General features: G+C 58.3%; 15 protein-coding genes. 8 read left to right on the plus strand and 7 right to left on the minus strand.

Going from position 1 to position 17,602, the window contains the following annotated elements:
* Positions 1–144: 144 nt before the first annotated feature.
* From DXT59_RS15605 to DXT59_RS15640, 8 genes are all read left to right on the plus strand, one after another.
* Positions 145–3,171 carry a type VI secretion system Vgr family protein gene (locus DXT59_RS15605; protein WP_116137796.1) on the plus strand — a complete coding sequence of 1,009 codons (3,027 nt, stop codon included), beginning with the start codon at positions 145–147 and terminating at the stop codon, positions 3,169–3,171.
* A gap of 45 nt (positions 3,172–3,216) precedes the next feature.
* Positions 3,217–7,872, plus strand: a complete 4,656-nt coding sequence (locus tag DXT59_RS15610) for an RHS repeat-associated core domain-containing protein (protein ID WP_116137797.1) — start codon at positions 3,217–3,219, stop codon at positions 7,870–7,872.
* The gene (locus tag DXT59_RS15615) at positions 7,869–8,264 is read left to right on the plus strand and encodes an immunity 50 family protein (protein WP_240324529.1); all 396 of its coding nucleotides are present in this window, start codon (positions 7,869–7,871) and stop codon (positions 8,262–8,264) included. Before DXT59_RS15610 ends, DXT59_RS15615 begins: the two co-directional genes overlap by 4 nt.
* Before the next feature lie 103 nt (positions 8,265–8,367).
* A complete protein-coding gene (locus DXT59_RS31585; protein ID WP_116137798.1) occupies positions 8,368–8,508 on the plus strand; it encodes an HNH/endonuclease VII fold putative polymorphic toxin in 141 nt (46 codons plus the stop codon).
* A 17-nt stretch (positions 8,509–8,525) separates the two neighbouring features.
* Entirely contained in the window at positions 8,526–8,909 is a 384-nt protein-coding gene (locus DXT59_RS31590) for an Imm50 family immunity protein (RefSeq protein WP_116137799.1), read from the plus strand.
* A gap of 59 nt (positions 8,910–8,968) precedes the next feature.
* A complete protein-coding gene (locus tag DXT59_RS15630; protein ID WP_275895782.1) occupies positions 8,969–9,187 on the plus strand; it encodes an RHS repeat-associated core domain-containing protein in 219 nt (72 codons plus the stop codon).
* A 149-nt stretch (positions 9,188–9,336) separates the two neighbouring features.
* The gene (locus DXT59_RS15635; RefSeq protein ID WP_240324530.1) at positions 9,337–9,582 is read left to right on the plus strand and encodes a hypothetical protein; all 246 of its coding nucleotides are present in this window, start codon (positions 9,337–9,339) and stop codon (positions 9,580–9,582) included.
* Between the two features lie 199 nt (positions 9,583–9,781).
* Complete coding sequence (locus DXT59_RS15640) at positions 9,782–10,105, plus strand: hypothetical protein (protein WP_116137802.1); 324 nt, start codon at positions 9,782–9,784, stop codon at positions 10,103–10,105.
* 38 nt (positions 10,106–10,143) lie between these two features.
* Here DXT59_RS15640 and DXT59_RS15645 read toward each other — a convergent pair whose 3' ends face one another.
* From DXT59_RS15645 to DXT59_RS15675, 7 genes are all read right to left on the minus strand, one after another.
* Positions 10,144–10,854: a serine aminopeptidase domain-containing protein gene (locus DXT59_RS15645; protein ID WP_240324531.1), complete on the minus strand. Its 711-nt coding sequence runs from the start codon at positions 10,852–10,854 to the stop codon at positions 10,144–10,146.
* 238 nt (positions 10,855–11,092) lie between these two features.
* Positions 11,093–12,451, minus strand: a complete 1,359-nt coding sequence (locus DXT59_RS15650) for a glutamine synthetase family protein (RefSeq protein ID WP_116137803.1) — start codon at positions 12,449–12,451, stop codon at positions 11,093–11,095.
* A 10-nt stretch (positions 12,452–12,461) separates the two neighbouring features.
* On the minus strand, positions 12,462–13,385 hold the full coding sequence (locus DXT59_RS15655) for a homoserine O-succinyltransferase (protein WP_116137804.1): 924 nt from the start codon (positions 13,383–13,385) through the stop codon (positions 12,462–12,464).
* Between the two features lie 84 nt (positions 13,386–13,469).
* Positions 13,470–14,969, minus strand: a complete 1,500-nt coding sequence (locus DXT59_RS15660) for a GMC family oxidoreductase (RefSeq protein ID WP_116137805.1) — start codon at positions 14,967–14,969, stop codon at positions 13,470–13,472.
* 52 nt (positions 14,970–15,021) lie between these two features.
* Entirely contained in the window at positions 15,022–15,627 is a 606-nt protein-coding gene (locus DXT59_RS15665; protein ID WP_116137806.1) for a LysE family translocator, read from the minus strand.
* 51 nt (positions 15,628–15,678) lie between these two features.
* Positions 15,679–16,521 (minus strand): gamma-glutamyl-gamma-aminobutyrate hydrolase family protein, encoded by an 843-nt coding sequence (locus DXT59_RS15670; RefSeq protein ID WP_116137807.1) that lies wholly within the window; start codon positions 16,519–16,521, stop codon positions 15,679–15,681.
* Positions 16,518–17,585: a fatty acid desaturase family protein gene (locus DXT59_RS15675; RefSeq protein WP_116137808.1), complete on the minus strand. Its 1,068-nt coding sequence runs from the start codon at positions 17,583–17,585 to the stop codon at positions 16,518–16,520. The genes DXT59_RS15670 and DXT59_RS15675 overlap by 4 nt, the downstream gene beginning before the upstream one ends.
* Positions 17,586–17,602: the final 17 nt, after the last annotated feature.

The raw sequence follows: 17,602 nt of genomic DNA on the forward strand, positions 1-17,602 counted from the left end.
AAGACGATCGGCCGGTTCAGCAGAAACTCGCCGCTTGAAATCGATCGCCGTCAATTTGTTCATACACCACTATTGACGTTAGCTCCATTAAAATCTCGCCTCGCGCTGCCGATGATGCAGCTTCGCTTTCCAAGGAATGGCGGCATGAAGTCCAATACGCTTTTCGACGCCCTTTACTATGGCGCTGCCCAACGCAATCGGCTCATTAAACTCGATACGCCGCTAGGCGCCGATTGGCTCGTGCCGCTACAGGCTAAGGGCAATGCGCGGCTTGGGCGCGATTACGAATTCATTGTCGACGCCGCCTCCATCCGCGGTAACGAAATCAAACTCGACTCGCTGATCGGCCAAGCCGTGACGCTGTGGCTGCAGCAAACCGACGGCGGCTATTTGCCCCAACACGGCTATGTCCATGCATTCAGCCGGCTAGGGACGGACGGAACGCTCACTTTTTATCAGTTGAGATTTTCGTCGTGGCTTTATTTCCTACGGCTGCGCCGCGATATGCGTGATTGGCAGGAACAAGCGGGCGAACAGATCGTTGCCGACGTCTTCGAGCAGCATCCGCAAGCGCGCGGAGCCTATCGATTCGATTTGCGGCAGCCGATGCCGCAGTATTCGAACCGCGTGCAATGGGAATACGACTGGGACTTCGTTCAACGCAGCTTGGAAGAGGCCGGCGTTTTTAGCCGCTTCGAACAGGCGGGCGACGGCAAGTCGCATACGCTCGTGCTGATGGACGACGCCTTCGCCTTGCCTCAGCTCGCGCCCGATACGATCGAGTTTCGCCGTGCGGGATTGCGTGAGGAAGCCGATGGCCTGACGCAGTGGAAAGCGCAGCAGCAAATCCAAAGCGCGAAGCTGACCACGCGCACGTTCGACTACAAGCGCCCGGATTTGCCGAAACAAATGGTCAGCGTGATCGACTCGAACGATGCCATTCCGGCGCAAGGCGAGGTGTACGACTACACCGGCGCCTACACGTGGGGCGCAAGCGAGCGCGGCACCCACCAAGCGAGCGTGCGAACCGAAGCCTGGCAGTCGCAAGCCACGCGCTACCACGGCATCGGCAGCGTGCGTTACGCGAGCCCCGGCTATTGGTTCACGTTGACGGGTCATCCCGTTCACGATCGCGAAGCGCAGCAAGACCGGGAATTCGTCATCCTCGCCGCCACTTGGACGATCCGCAACAACCTGCCGGGAATGGACGGCGTAGCGGACTTTCCCGAAAGCCTGCAATCGGAGATCGTTCACGTCGCGTCGACCAGCGTCGATGGCGTGACCGTCAAACACCCCGACGGCAGCGCAGGCTTCTTTCAAGTCGAGATCGAGGCACAAGCCCGGCGTACGCCCTATCGCAGTCCACTCGAACATCGGAAACCTCTTTTGGGACTGCAAACAGGCATCGTCGCCGGTCCCAACGACGAAGAGATCTATACCGATGCGCTAAACCGCGTGAAGGTCTGGTTCCCGTGGAATCGGCGCAACGAGGGCGACGAGGGCGCCTCCGTTTGGGTACGCGCCGCGTTCCCCGATGCGGGCGGCGATCGCGGCGGCCACTATCCGTTACGGAAAGGCGACGAAGTCGTCGTCGGCTTCATGGAGGGCGATTGCGACCGCCCCGTCATTCTTGGACGCATGCATGGCGGCCCCACGCCGCCGACGTGGCACACCCACGGATTGCTCTCGGGATTCCGATCGAAAGAGTATGCGGGCAGCGGATTCAATCAGCTCGTGATGGACGATGCCACCGGGCAAAACCGCGTCCACCTCTATACGACGAGCGCCGATTCGCACCTGCATCTCGGATATCTCGTCGATCACACGAATAACACGCGCGGTGCCTACTCAGGCACGGGCTTCGATTTGAAATCGGCCGCGCACGGCGCAATCCGCGCGGGACAGGGGCTTTACGTCTCCACCTACGCCAAATCGCAAGCGAGCCAACCACTCGACGTCGCCGAACCGCAGAGTCAATTGAACAGTGCGCACAGCGTGATGCAGGCGATGTCGCGCACGAGCGAGCACCATCAAGCCGAAAGCCTGCAAGACGGCTACGAAGCGATACGCGCTTACACCGATGCGACGCGCAAGAGCGTGCCGGGCGCCGCGGGGGGCGACGGACGCACGGCCGGCGGCGGCACCGGCAATGCCAACGGCTTCGATCAACCCGTCATGTTGTTCGGCAGCCCGGCCGGCATCGGCCTATCGACTCAGCAATCGGTTCACGTCTCGGCGACGGATCACGTCAATTTCGTGAGCGGACAAAGCATGCACGTCGCCACGAGCAAATCGTTGCTGGCGAGCATGGGCGAGAAGCTTAGCCTCTTCGTGCAAAACTCCGGCATGAAGCTATTCGCCGCGAACGGCAAGGTCGAACTACAAGCGCAGTCGGACAACATCGAGCTCACCGCGCAGCAAGGGTTGAAGGTCATCTCCACGACCGATCGCATCGAAGTCGCTTCCGACCAAGGCATCGTGCTGACGAGCGGCGGTGCGTATATCAAGATCGCCGGCGGCAACATCGAAGTGCACGGGCCCGGCAACGTCGATGTGAAGGGTGCTCAGCGGCAGTTCGCCGGCCCCGCGAGCATGGGATACCCGTTGCCTTCGGCGCGCCCCGATGCGCCGGGCCAGTTGGAACTCCTGCATCAGTACGCGAACGGCGAAGCCGTGAAAACCGGGGCCTTTTCCGTATTCGACTCGAGCGGCGCGCTACTGAAACAGGGCTCGCTCGATGCCAGCGGAAAGACGATCGTGAGCGGACTGCCGCCCGGTGTCGTGAAGGTCAAGTTTGGCGAGGATCCTCGCATGCAGGATCAAGAGGCCAGCAAATTCAAGGTGCCGAAGTGGCCGCAAGAAGATGCGCCCGATGCCGGCGATACGGCAACGGCGGCGGCCAACGATCAAATGCAGAGCTTGATGCCGGCAGGCGGCGCTACGAAAGGCGCCGCGGGCTTTGCCGCGCAGGCGAGCGACGGATTGTCGTCGCTCAAAGGCATGGCGACCGGCCAGGGCATGAGCTTCGCCGAACAAGCGCTCGCCAAGGTATTGCCCTCAGGCGCGCAAACCGCCCTTTCGCACGCTGGACAAATCGGTTCCGCGCTCCCTGCGCTCGGACATGTTGCGCAAAGCGGGCTCGGCTCATTCGCCGTACCGAAACTGAGCTGACGTCGGCACTCCGAACTTATTCAAGAACAAGCACAATCAATCGCCATGGCCGAAGCGACCGTACTTCTACCCAAGCCGACCGACACGTTCGTATCGCCGCTGATCAAAATCGATCCGAAAGATGTCTCTTCGGCCGTGCACGAGTTGGACGTTTGGCTGCAGAGCATCAGCAACGGGCTCATTACGATCGATCGGCTGGACACCGTGGCGCGGAACGTACCGGTTTTGGCGAACATCTTCGCCGCCGTCGATGTCATCGCCGACATCAAAGCGATGATCCAGCACGGCAATCGACCGCTGGACGCGTTCGATTGGTTGAACCTCGGCATGGATCTGATCGGCGTCGTGCCCTTCCCGCCCGGTACCGCCGAGTTGCGGATCGGCGCGCGGCCGCTGCTCAAACTCGTCCGTGAGAAGATTGCACAGAGCGGAAAGGCCGCGCTCGAAGGGGGAGCGCAAGTCCTGGGCACCGCGATTATCGATGCGCTGGTCGCGAATCTGAACGCGCGCTATGCCGGCGAAATCGAATCGTTTTTGACGCTGGTGAAGAATGCGCTAGCGGACATGCTCGAGAAGTGCGCGACGCTCATCGGCGACTTGATGACCGGCCTCGCCGATTTGTTCCTAAAAGTTGCCGGAGAGAAATCGCTTAGCGTAGTCGGTAACGTGCATGCAGCCGAGCGCCATGCGAACGAGGTGGCGGCGGGCTTCGTTGCTTACGACGCAAAGCAAGCGTTGCATGGACTCTTCGGCCTGGTTGCCGATTGGGCGAAGATCGAAGCCAAGGGGACGATCAATGCCGCGACGCAAGTCGCCAAGTTCGCGAATCCGAATTACGGCCACGATCTGAAGGTAATCGCCGACGATTTGCGCACGCGCATTCCCGAAGTGAAGGCGCGCATTCGCGGTTTGAACGGTACCGATGTCGGTCATATCGGCTGGGTTATTCAAATCGCCGAACAAGGCGTTCAGCGTTGGCGCAAGAGCAAGGACGTGCACCATGCGGCGGGCGTTCCGTCGCAAGGCAAGACGCGTGTCCAAGAGAAGCGACCCGAGGGAGCGGCGGACAGCATTGGGCATACCGCGCCGGCCGAACATCCTGGCGCCTCGAACTGCAACCTCCACTGCCCCGTTCCCTCGCCGGCGCAAGGGACGCATGCATCGGTGGGCTTCGCGCTCGGCGACGAGACGATCGAACACCTCGACTTTTCGATCGGCGGCGCCATGCCGATCGTTTGGCAGCGCACTTATCGGTCGTTCTTCGACGCTAACGACGCACACGGGCCTTTGGGTGCGCGATGGATTACGCCTTACACAACCCGTTTCGACATCGATGAGAACGAATCGAAACTCGTCTATCACGACGCGGCGGGACGCAGCATCCAGTGTCCGCTGCTCGAGCCCGGCCAAGCGCACGACAATATTTCCGAGGACTTCACCCTTAAACGGATCGACGAGCATCAGCTTGCGCTGACGCGCGGGCATGAGTTGCTCGAATTGTTCGAGAAGCACGGCGACCGGTTTCGGCTGTCGCTGATCCGCGATCGCCGAGGCAACCAGATTGCGCTCGGTTACGACGAGCACGGGCGACTATTCCGCCTGGTCACCGCGCATACGCAAGTGGCGTTCAAGTACGACGATCGTTCACGCATCGTCGAAGCCGGGCAATACGATGCCAACGGCGAGCTTGTGGCCAAGCTCGCGCGCTATACGTACGACGCGAATAACGACTTGGTCGGCGCCGCCGATCGATACGGCAACAAGCGCCAGTATCAATACAAGCATCACCTGGTGACGCGTTATACGGATCGCACCGGACGCGCGATGAATCTCGAATGGGACGGCGTCGATCCCAAGTCCAAGTGCATTCGCGAATGGCGCGACGACGGCAGCGATGAAGTTCGGCTCTCGTGGCATCCGACGCTTCGCCGCGTGGAGGTGACCGATGCGTTGGGCCAGGTCACGCGACACGACTTCGACATCAAGGGGTACACCTTCCGCATCGTTCATCCCGACGGCAGCGAAGAGTGGATGTATCGCGACGCGAACGACAAGCTCACCGAATACATTCACCGCGACGGCAGCGTCGAGCAAATGGAGTACGACGCGCGCGGCAACTTGATTCGGCACCGCCGCGTGGACGGCAGCGTCGTGGAGATGGCCTACGACAGCAAATCCCAGATGGTGGCGCTCACCGATCCGCACGGGAACGTGTGGCGGCAAGCGTACGACGACAAGGGCAATCTCACCGAGCAGATCGATCCGCTGGGGCACAAGACCGAATACGGGTACAACGCGCAAGGGCTCGTCATCAAGGTCAAGGATGCGAAAGGCGGCGTCAAACAGCTTGCGTACGACGACGCGGGGCAACTGACGCGCTACACCGATTGCTCGGGCAAGACGACGAAGTGGAAATACGACGCCGATGGCCGGCTCGCGGAAACGACCGATGCAGCCGGCAATACGACGAAGTATGCCTATGACGAGAACGGGCAATTGGCGCAAGTGCAGTCGCCGGCTGGGATCGAGAAGATTCAATACGACGCCGAGGGCCGACTGCGCGGTCACACCGATCCGCTTGGGCGCAACACACGCTATCACTACGACACGGCTGGGCGAATCTCCAACCGTACCGATGCGCTCGATCAGTCGATCTCCTATCGCTACGATTTGCTCGGGCGATTGACGACGCTCACCGATGCCAACGGGGCCGCTTATCGCTTCCGTTACGACCCGGTGGGCCGATTGCTCGAGGAAGTCGCCTTCGACGGCAAGACGACGCGCTACAGCTACGATGCGGCCAGCGGACGGCTGACCTCGATCGACGAAGCGGGCCAAGTCACCGAACTCGAATACGACATGGGCGGGCGCCTGGCCAAGCGCAGTTCCGGTGCCAGCGAAGAACGTTTTGCTTACGACCAAAGCGGACGGCTCATCGATGCGCAAAACCGCTATAGCAAGGTGCAGCGGTTCTTCGATCCGGTGGGTAACTTGGTGCGCGAGCATCATGCTTATACGGTCTTCGATCAAGCGCGTAGTTATGTTTGGCACCACCAGTACGACGAACTCGGCAATCGGATCAAGACCGTGCGGCCCGATGGGCATGCAGTCGATTGGCTCACGTATGGCTCGGGCCATGTGCACGGCATGCTGCTCGACGGTGAAGAGCGAATTCAGTTCGAACGCGACGACCTGCATCGCGAGACGCAGCGGACGCTGAGCAGCCGTTTGGGGCATCGCACTGTTTATGATCCGGCCGGGCGCGTGGTTCAAACGGCGCTGCAGCGGGAGAAGGCGCCGATGCCTGTGGTCGATCGGCGATACCGTTACGACGCCGCCGGGCAATTGACGCAAATCGAGGACAGCAACAAGGGGTATATCGACTATCGGTATGACCCGGTGGGACGTTTGATCGAAGCGGCGAGCCCGTGGAGCCGCGAGCGGTTCGCGTTCGACCCGGCGAGCAATATCGTCGATGCGAAGAGCACCAATGCGCCGCATTCGGTGCCTGTCGTGTTCAAGCCGCGTGAGGAAAGCACGCTGCCGCAAGAGGTGCCGAAGATTCTCGGCAATCTGCTCAAGCAGTATGCGGGCATGCATTTTTCGTATGACGCGCGCGGGAATCTGGTTGCTAAGCGCACGCCCCAGGGCGAGCAGAAGTACGAGTGGGATGAATTCAATCGTCTGTCGACGGCGATGGTCAAGGAAGGCGATCGGCGCGTTGCGGCGAGTTATTTTTATGACGCACTGGGCCGGCGTATCGCCAAGGCGGTGAACGGAGAGCAGACGCTGTTCGGATGGGACGGCGATACGCTCGCGTATGAAAGCACCGAGGGCGGGAGTACGCATTACGTTTATGAAGCGGGCTCGTTTGTGCCGCTGGCGCAGTTTGTGACGGGCTCGCCGGTGCGGGGCGTTGAGACGCCGGTTTGGCGGGACGAGAATCGGTATCTGCCTGAGGAAGATCCGCTGCAGCGGGTGGCGCAGGCGGGTGAGAAGGCGCATGTGTTTTACTACCACTGTGACCAGATCGGCACGCCGTATATGATGACGGACGAGCTGGGCGACGTGGTGTGGGAAGCGACGTATAAGGCTTGGGGGGAAACGCAGGAGGTTATCGCTCGCGCGTCGAAGGCGGCGGGGGTGGTGGGTAGGAATGTTGTTAGGTTTCAAGGTCAGCAAGTGGACCCTGAGACGGGACTGCATTACAACCGGTATCGGTATTACGATCCGAGCAGTGGCAGGTTCGTCTCCGCTGATCCTATCGGCCTTGCAGGCGGCTTGAATATTTATCAACACGCGCCTAATCCGACTCAGTGGATAGATCCACTCGGGCTTGCACGTTGCCCCTGCGATCCATGCAGTAAGTTCCGCAGAGCAAGCCTGAGGGACATTCGTCGTGAGCTCGGCATCCCGATGTCGCAACAACCAATCAGTCAAAAAATGGTTCCACTGACTGACTCGACGGGCGCCCGGATCCTTGGTGATGACAAACAGCCGATTATGACCAGGGAGTTGACCTATCGGGTCAATGGCAAGAATGTGATCATTCAGGACCATTCTGCAGGACATTCGTTTGGAGAAGGGGGGGTTGGCGATCAGCCCTCGCACCATAACGTTCGACCGGAAGACAGACCTCGCACAGGCTCAGTAGACGGGATGAATGATCATTACTACTTTAATTGTCGGAACAAAAAATGACCACGCACGGCAAAGTGATGAACCCGCAAGCTTTGACGTCTCTCTACGGAGAGTTTCCATCGTTAGATGGAGCCGAGCTTATCGGTGTTAATTTTAGATGTGATGACCCTTTGTTAACCGCCAAATTCGTTACCAGAGAAAAACCAAGGGTCAATCCGAAACGTTGGCCTCAACAATTTGACGAAGTCATCATTGAACTATCCTTCATGGGAGTTGGTGGCTTGTCGTTTCGGGACTGGGGTTATAGAAACGCGATCAATAAATTCGAACTTGGCTCCAGGGGTGATCGCGCCTCTGTACGGATCTCGTGTGAAAACGGGACGGTATTGGAGTTCTTGTGCGATTGGATTCGGATCGAGAGCGTCAACTATGGGCTCGTAGGTACCCCGTAAGCAGGCGAACGAGAGGAAACAATCGGGCCTCTGATTCGCGAACTCAGTTTCAGGGGCAGCAGTTCGACGAAGAGACGGAACTCAGCTACAACCAGCATGGGTTGTGCGTGTTGTTTTGATCCAAGATCACAGTGCCGGTCACCGATTTGGTGAAGGCGGCATTGGTGATCAACGACCACATCTCAGCGCGCAGCCTTGTGGAAACCCGCGAACTGGTAAGGTTCCAGGCACGCGACCTCATTAGGCTTTTTGGAAACGGTAATGGACCTTATAGAATTGCCCGGCTCCGAGCTACTTCGACGAGTATTTACATATAGTCCGTCGACGGAAGAAATCGATCTATTCGACGTATCGCTAAAGCGTGACGGAAAGACCCTGATCGCACACTTCGACCTACACGATCAGCTTCCGGATCGGCCACCGGAAAAATGGAAGAATTTTAATCGCTGCCGGCTTGGAATCTATTGCGCCGCAATCAACAAGCTCAAACTTTATCACTGGAACCCCAACAATTTGGTGAGACTTTCAATCAAAAAGATCGAGGAGCATGGGTACGAAGTTCAGTTTTCTAGCAATCAGCTAGAAATCGAATTCCGTTGTCAGCATATTTCGGTCATAGGTCCCACGGTCTACTTAGACGAATAGGCAGCGAGGGCTCGGTGATTCTTTGGTCCTCAGATTAAAGACGAACGATTATTGGTTTGGTGACGCGACGCATATATGCTGCTCAGGTCGATCCTCGTCGGTATCACGTGCAGCAGCATGGTCCCGAGACAGGGCTGCAGTACAACCGGCATCGCTTCCGTGACCGGGCCACCGGTCGATTTATCATCAACGATCCGACCCGGCTCGCTGGCGGCGCTAATTTGTATCAGTGGACAAGAAAACCAATGGCTGCGCGACGCATGCCGGTGACATCCTGAGAGCGGGTGGAGCGCGGGATGTCTTGACAACAACGAGAGAACGGCTAAATGGTTGATCAAGAACGGGCAACGTCAATAGGATACCGATGGGAAGAATTATGTGTAGCTCACATGGCACCACTGGAATCGTGCATGTCTCGAGCGATATCGTGGCAGGTATTCGCATCGGCCAACCTGCATTGCAGATTTTTCAGTATGACATAGATTGGCTGGGTGACGGGCGCGTGAGCGTTTCATATTTTGTCTCAAAAGATTATGCGAACCGGGTTGGACTGCCTGAGCCCGCCGGGGCTCTATTTGACACCGAGTTTGAGGAGAAATACGCTACCGTCTGCGACGCGCTCGCTGCCGTCTGCGACAAATGCTTTAACGAATACCTCCACAAAATGGCATAGAATTTTAGGCGTCCTTGAACGTTTCCCTCGTTCGACCATTAGCTGGCCTGAGTGGGTTTGAGGGGCATTGGTAGTGTGCGATCCGGCAAGGGGCGGTTCGAATCGATGGCCTCATCGGCCCACGTGCGGTATTAATTTGTCTCAAAACTAGCCAAACGAAATTTCTGAAGAAGCTCGGCTTCAAACCAAAGGTACCGTAATGCCTCTAGTCATTTGCCGTATTCATGGGCGCGCGGGCGGCGAGTTGCTCTCCCGTACGCTTTTCGAGTTCGTAAAAGACCGCGCGACCTGGGGCAACGCTCCCCTCGTTCGGCCGCTCACCCTCGCATTTGAAGATATTGAGTTCCCCGGCTACATGTTGGACGACGACATCGTCGAAGTCGTTCAACTGGGCGGTGTGCTCGAAGGCAGCGAAACGTATCGATTCACCGATGAGGAGGCAATGGAGTCAGCCATCGGTATATTTACCGCGACATGCTATCGCTGCCTCCGTGAACTGATTGCATCTCAATCCAAGCCATAGCGTCAGCATGCGAACCTGCATTACAAGCGGTATCGGTGCTACGATCCGGCAATGGTGCCCGCCATCCACTTCTCAATATCACCGACCACCTTGTCGTCGATCTCCCAATAGCCATGCGGTGTCAATGAACTGCATTCGTTTGACGACTTCGCTACCCCGCCCTCCACGAAGAGCACCGTCGAACGCGAATTCGGCATGGCGTCCGCTATCTCTTTGGCCTTAGACGGCGGCGCGACCCAACAGCGATCGTCGCGATTGGCTACGATAAGAGCGGGAACTCGAACATCCTGAGGATGGGCATCGAATACCGTTTCTTTCGATTTACCCAATACCGACACAGACTCCGTCAGGATCACACCGGCAAGCTCTCGCCGTTCCGCATGTGCCGCGGCGTTCATTGCCGCGATCGATCCTTGGCTTGTGCCCATCACCCACACTGGCACGTTCGATAAGGAGTGTGCGAAAGCCAGAATGTCCCGGGTCACATTCGCGTATTCCGGCGTACTGCGCTTACCACGCATCGACTGATGGCCGATCGCATCGACGATTACGACACCGTATCCGTAATGCGCCCACAATGCACGTGTGCGTACGACAAAGTTGTCCTCGTGCCTGATCGCGCCGTCGCTCTCGATGCCGATATCACCCGTTCCACCAGGAAACATAACGATGATGCCGTGCATGCCGCTCTCAGGACCATAGAACAGCACACGTTGGTATCCGCCGCCATCGAGCATCAGGTCACGCACCTCCGTCCTGACTCGTTCCACCGCAGGCGCTACCTTGAGGCCGCCGCTATACGAGGACATCTCGTGAGCAGCGGTGTCCGTAAGCGATAACGATATGCCGGCCGCAACCAGCGCAATACAGCTTACAAGTCGATAAAACATCTTGCTACCACGCGTGACTATTAGTATCGAAATAGTGATGCGCACGCTCTGTATCTGTCAACGTAGTTGCCGCGTCGCTTCGTCTCCCCCATCCCCTTCAACTCCGCTCGAATCCCCGCGCCAGTTCCCAGTCCGTGATCCGCCGATCGTACTCATGCTGCTCCCATCGCGCCGCGTGCACGTAGTGGCTGACCACCTCGTCGCCGAGCGTCTCTCGCAGCCACGTAGAGTTCGAACTGATGTCGATAGCGTCGCGCAACGTCTTCGGAATATCCGGCAACACATCGTCGCGGTATGCATCCCCGACGAAAGGCTCCGGCAGCGCAAGTTTCTCATCGATGCCCGCGAGACCCGCGGCGAGCAACGCGGCAAAGGCGAGATACGGATTCAGATCGGCCCCGCCAATGCGACATTCGACCCGTATCGCCTCGGAACCTTCCCCACACAAACGAAATCCAGCCGTTCGGTTGTCGCGGCTCCATGCGGCCTTCGTGGGCGCGAACGTACCGCTTTGAAATCGCTTATACGAGTTGATGTACGGAGCAAGAAACAACGTAATGTCTCTCGAATATTTAAGCAGCCCCGCAACGTAGTGCCGCATCAACTGTGACATGCCGTAAGTCGCGTTCGGGTCATAAAACAATGGCTTCTTGTCGAGCGACCAGAGCGATGCATGGATGTGGCTCGATGAGCCCGCTTGATCGTATCGCCATTTCGCCATATACGTGATCGCCCTCTGATGCTGCGCGGCGATCTCCTTGCTGCCGTGCTTGATGAGGGTGTGCTGATCGGCCATCACCAGCGGATCGGCATACCGCACGTTGATTTCGCCCTGCCCCAAACCCCATTCGCCCTTCGAACATTCGACGACGATCCCAGCGTCATGCAACCCGTTCCTGATCGGGCGCATGACGGACTCCTGCCGCGTCGTCGACAGGATGTGATAGTCCTGGCTATAGGTTCCCGCCGTCTCCGGAGCAACATATCGTCTACCCGAGATCGCTTCGTAGGTCTCGTCGAACAAATAGAATTCCAGCTCCGACGCAAAGCAAGCACTGAGTCCCCTATCGGCCAGGCGGCGCAGTTGCCGTTGCAGAATCTGTCTCGGTGAATGGGCTACCGGCCGCTCATGATGATCGAGCACGTCGCATATCACGAGCGCGGTGCCATCGAGCCAGGGTAGTTTCCGCAACGTCGAGATATCGGGCTTGAGCACGAAATCGCCATACCCATCCGCCCAACTGGCGCTCGCGTAGCCGGGTACCGGCTCCATTTCCATGTCGTTCGCCAACAGGTAATTGCACGCGTGCGTTTCCCTATGCCCATGCTTCACGAAGAAGTCGGCATGAAACCGCTTACCCACCAAACGGCCTTGCATATCCACCATGCAGACGAGCACGGTGTCGATGACACCGGAAGCGACCGCGTCCTTCAATTCGTCGAAAGAGAGACTCATAGCAGCGGTGTTATCGATCAATGCCGATCCTGCTTACCTCGGTCGGCGTGGTTTGATAGATCTGAGCGATCCAGTTTCCGAACAGCAGATGCGCATGCCCGCGCCAACGGTTAGTCGGCGCAAGCTTGTCCGAATCGTCAGGGAAGTAATGCTTGGGAACATCGATCTCGCGACCGCTGGCCCGATCGCGAAAATATTCATCGGCGAGCGTGTACGAGTCGTACTCGATGTGGTTGAACATATGCAGCGAATGATGCTTCGGATCGTGAACAAGGCACATGCCCGTCTCGGGCGATTCCATCAACACGGATACACCGCTGTTCGGCGGAATGTCCGCGCTGCGCATCTCGGTCCAGCGTGACACGGGAATATGGACTTCGTCGGAAAACCCTTGCAGATAGGGAGATCGTGCCTCCATGCTGTAGTGAGGGAAGACGCCGAACGCCTTTTTGCTCAGCTCGTATTTCGGCATGCCGTGAAAGCGATGCATCGCCGCCTGCGCGCCCCAGCATATGTTCAGGCAGCTATGAACGTTCGTTTGCGTCCAATCGAAAATCTTGACGAGCTCATCCCAGTAACTCACTTTGTCAAAGGGAAGCGTTTCGACCGGCGCGCCGGTCACGATGAAGCCGTCGAATTTCTGCGCCCTCACCTCTGCCCAGTCGTGATAGAACGACACGAGATGATCCGTCGGTGTGTTCTTCGGCGAGTAATGGGTGATCTTGATCAGCGTGAGTTCGATCTGCAGTGGCGTGGCGCCGAGCAAACGGGCGATCTGGATCTCCGTTTTGATCTTGTTCGGCATCAAGTTCAACAAGCCGAATCGCAAGGGCCGCTTGTGCTCCCAAACCGGCTGCTCGTCGTCCATCACCATAACGCCTTCCGTCTCGAGCGCAGCCACGGCAGGCAATCCGTTAGGAATCCTAATTGGCATGGTCTTTCAGACTCCGTTATGTGTCGATCACACGAAAGGGATGGTGCGACTATGCGCTGCTCTCAGAGCGGCGCTTCGGCGAATCTATTTCGCATCGTCAACAATCATGTCCGCGGCTTTCTCACCGACCATCATGACCGTCGCGTTGATATTGACCGACACCATTGCGGGAAACACCGACGCATCGCAAACTCTCAACCCCACGACGCCCTTCACCTTCAAATCCGGCGTGAGGACAGCCCCTGGGTCACGCTCGGAGCCCAGCCGGCAGGTGCCCGAAGCGTGATAGTAGGTCTGACAGTTATTGCGGATGTAGTTGCGCAGCAATTCCTCGCCCGCGACCTCCGGCCCGGGCAGTAATTCCTTAGTGACGATCCGGCCGAAGCTTTCCGTTTTCCCCATGCGCCGGCAGAAATCGATCGCTCTGAGCAGTACGTCTTCGTCGTAGCGATCAGCGTCGGACAAGTAGTTCATGTCGATCGCCGGTGCGATGCGAATGTCGGGAGACGTGATCTTCACGGTCCCATGGCTTCGACTGATCGCAATGTTCGGCTCGAGCGCGATGATGGACCGGCCTTTCGGTGCGGACGGATGATACTCATCGCCGAATCGGCCGTTGAACCAGCCCGCTGTCATTCCGAACTGCACTTGGCTGTCCGCGGAGCGTGCATCCGGCGAGGTCTTCAACATCGCCACAGCCTCGTAAGGCGTGATGTCCCAATCGGGAACCGGCGTTGCCGTTTCGAAGATGACGGGGACCGTGTAGTGGTCGAGCAGATGCTTGCCCACGCCTGGGCTGTTGTGCACGACCTCGATATCGTGCGCACGCAGGTCGGCGGCGTCGCCGATTCCCGAGACCATCAGGAGTTGCGGAGACTGGATGCCTCCCGCGCACAGAATAATCTCTCGGCGCGCGGCGATACGCCCCTTGTCCGTTATGCAGGCGGTGGCCACTCGGTCCGTGAATTCGATCCGGTTAACGAGCGTCTCCGTCAGAATCCCCAGATTCGGCGGCAGCGATGCGAGCGGATGCAGATAAGCAACGGACGACGAACTGCGGAAGCGTCCATGCGCGTTCAGCGCCAGCATGCCAATGCCCGGCTCGACCTTGCTTCTGAAGTCGACCTTCGCAAGCCCGAGCTCTTCTCCGGCCCTGATGAAGGCCTTGGAAAACGGATGGTTTTCCGGGCGGCGCTCCACGGTAATCCGTGCTTCGAGGCGATCGAAGTACGGAATCACATCCGCGCCGGACCACCCTTTGCCACCAAGCTCGCGCCACGCGTCGAAATCCTCTCTCGGCGGCACCAAGTACGCGCAGTCGTTGTGATTGCCGCATCCGCCCAGCATCTTCGCCCGAGAATAATTCAGGTGTCGACTCGACTGCCGAGTGGGGCGAGCGAGGAACCCCCAGTCCGTACTTGAATCGAGTTCGAACAGTCTAGAGATGTCCATCATCGCCGGAACACCCTCGTCTCGCGGCCCGGCTTCGATCAGCGCGACCGAACCGATATTCGCATCCGCCAGCCGTCGGGCGATGATCGCGCCTGCGCTGCCACCACCGATAACGATGTAGTCAAAGACCATGGGAATCCTTTTATCGGATTGTTGATCGATATGCCGTCTGCAATGCCATCCATCAATAAGGAAAAAGAACGAGGCCTAGCGCAACGAGCGCGTACAGCAACGCCGTGATTCTGTTCAGCGCCGTTGTGTTGTTGAAGGCCGGGCGGGCTTTGTGCGCGAGAAACATGTACCCGCCGTAGATCGACAGCGAAATGGCCGTCGCCGCAATGCCAAGCGAGATCGCCTGCTTGGTGTAGGAAAAGCGCGGGCTGATGAAGCTCGGGTAGGTCAGCAGACTCGCCAGCCAACCCTTCGGGTTCGTCAGCGAGACCAATAGCGAGTTGACGAACATTTGCTTCGAGCTCGCGTTGCCGGCGGCGCCATCACGCTGTTGCGAGCGGCTGAAGAACGCCGTTAACGCCAAGTACGTCAGATAGACCGCACCGATCCACCGCAAGTAGACCAATACCCATCGATTGTCATGTATCAGCAAACCCACGCCGGACAGAACCACCGTTGCGTGAATAGCGGTCGCGAGCCCGAAACCGAATGCGCCCGGGATCGCGGTCTTCAGGCCATGCTTGATTGCCTGTGCAACCGCGAACGCCACGTTCGGCCCCGGTACCGCAACCGCGGACGTAAAAGCCACAGAGAACAACACCAGCAAATGCAGATCCATGGAACCACCGAGGTATAAGAATTATTGTTACGGCTGGGACTCAACTCAATGCTAAGCAAGCGCGCTTTGCCGCCATTTCTCTGCCCTTTCGGTTTGATAAGCGCGACAAGCGTCACCGAATGCCTGGAAAATCTTCTGGCTGTTGACGTCGGTAGACGCATGCCATTCGGGATGCCATTGCAGTGCGAGCTGAAACGTTGCCGACGTGGGATACGACAATGCCTCGACCACGCCGTCATTCGCTACGGCTTCCACGCGGATGGTGGAGGCGGTGTCGGCAATGCCCTGATTATGGAGCGAATTGACGAATAGCTCGCTGTCACCGACGATCGACGACAAGATTCCGCCCGGCACGACCTTCACTGCGTGAACGGGAAGGTATTGCTGATCGCGTGGCAAATTCGGATTTTCGTGATGAACGACGCCCTTGTTCTGCAACGACAAGTCCTCATACAGCGTGCCGTTCCGATGCACGTTCATCTCCTGCAGTCCGCGGCAGATACCAAGGATCGGCATCTCGAGTTCGATCGCCACCGTCAACGCAACGCGTGACAAGCGATCTCGTGGCCGATCGCGCACGCCGGGAATCACATCGTCGTCCGCGCGATGCCACGAGCGTTCCGTTTCGTTGAAGATGTTGGGATCCAGATTGGACTCATCTCCGGTCAGCACCAGCCCGTCGAGACGAGGCAGCAAGTCGCGAAACGTCTCGACAGTGGCCTCCCAAGGCAGCTTGCCGTCGATGGTCGGTAGGATCACGCACTCGACCAATGCGTGATCGTGCAACGCCTCGAGATAGCGTCGCCGCAGCCAATCGCGGTGGACCCCGTCATGGAGATGGCGATTGGCAGTGACGCCGACAGCGGCCCGCCTCGCTTGGAAAGCACCGGTCATGGTTGCGCTCGCAGCGGCGCCGGGACGGAGCCCTGGGTCGCGTGATAGAGGTCCCGATTCCGCTCGATCAGTTGACTGATGACGCTGGGCTGACCTTTCGGACCGCGAACGAAGAGACCTCCCCATGAATCGGCGATTTCGGCATATTGGGGGTCCCGCATCCGGATCTTCTGGGCGCGCTTCAAAAGCCAAAACGGAACGCCGGGCGAGAGATGATGTTCCAAATGGTATTCGTCTAGATTGACACCGAACAGAAGCCGCTCGATGAGGTTGCCTTTCCGGTTCCGCGTCAGATAAACGTTCGCCACTTCGGTCTCGCACATCGGGGAGTGCTCGGCGATCTCGACGAACCACCCCAGGATTTGGAATGTGGTGAGGTAGGGAATCAACCAAAACAGCACCAGCAGATGCAGCGATTCGGCCCGAGCGAAACCGATAAGCACGATCGTCCAGAAGGCTGCGAATCCATACGTGTCGATCGCGGCCCCGCGCTTGTCGACGTCCGTGCCCTCCTTGCTGGATATGAGGAACCGGTTGTGCCATAGGTAATTCAGGTAGCGCAGCGTCGCCCCGCCGAAAATCGCTTTCCAGACGATGGAAAACGCATATTCGCGCGGTGGCCGAATCTCATAGACGCCGGCCGAAATGAAGAATTTCAGATCGGGATCTCTTTCCGGATCCCCCAAGTGTGGGTGGTGCAGATGAACGTGCGATACGCGATAGGCCCAATGGCGTTGAAAGAGCGGATACGCGGCAAATACGATCCCGAGGAAGTAGTTCCACGTCGTATTCTTTGCGAGCGTCCTATGCGCGGCATCGTGCGAGATCGTCGTGAGTCCACGTTGATGCGCGCCGATGATCAGAACCGCGAGCGGATACAACCACCACGAGACTCGGACGGTAGCGAATGCGCACGCCAGCATGATGAAGTAGTCCTTCAGAATGTAGAGCGCGCCGGTCACATTGTCAGGCCGCAGTTCGGATAGCGCTCGCGTCACGTCACGAGAGAAATGAAACGACTCGAACCGCTTGTTGCGAAGTTTCCAAACCTGAGAAGCTTCCATGATCGAAATGGTCCTCA

This window comes from Trinickia diaoshuihuensis (assembly GCF_003390925.1).
Classification (GTDB): Bacteria; Pseudomonadota; Gammaproteobacteria; order Burkholderiales; family Burkholderiaceae; genus Trinickia; species Trinickia diaoshuihuensis.